This is a genomic window from Aeromonas sp. ZOR0002, from assembly GCF_963866995.1.
Classification (GTDB): Bacteria; Pseudomonadota; Gammaproteobacteria; order Enterobacterales; family Aeromonadaceae; genus Aeromonas; species Aeromonas caviae.
This window is the reverse complement of sequence record NZ_CAWMFQ010000144.1, coordinates 1-270: the sequence shown is the minus strand read 5'-3', so window position 1 is coordinate 270 and position 270 is coordinate 1. Positions and strand designations below refer to the sequence as shown.

Below are 270 nucleotides of genomic sequence, written 5' to 3'. Positions count from 1 at the left end.
TCATCACCATCAGCGGCAACAGCATCAGCGGCGCCGTCAACGGCCAGAACGTCTTCACGTTGACGCTGGATCAGAACGGTCACTACGTCTTCACCCTGAACCAGCCGCTGGATCAGGGGAGTGCAGACAGTCTGCTCAAGGCGGGCTTTACCCTCACCGACAGTGACGGAGATAAAGTCTCCTCCACCCTGAGCGTTGCCATCGGCGACGGGGCGAATCCGGTCATCAGCGCCGTGACCGGCACCGAGATGACGGAGGCGAACCAGGGGG

General features: G+C 61.9%; 1 protein-coding gene. It reads left to right on the top strand.

Annotated features, from left to right (window positions below):
* Positions 1-270 (top strand): VCBS domain-containing protein (locus tag AACR77_RS08660; protein WP_042880846.1); only part of this gene is annotated, 270 nt, incomplete at both ends.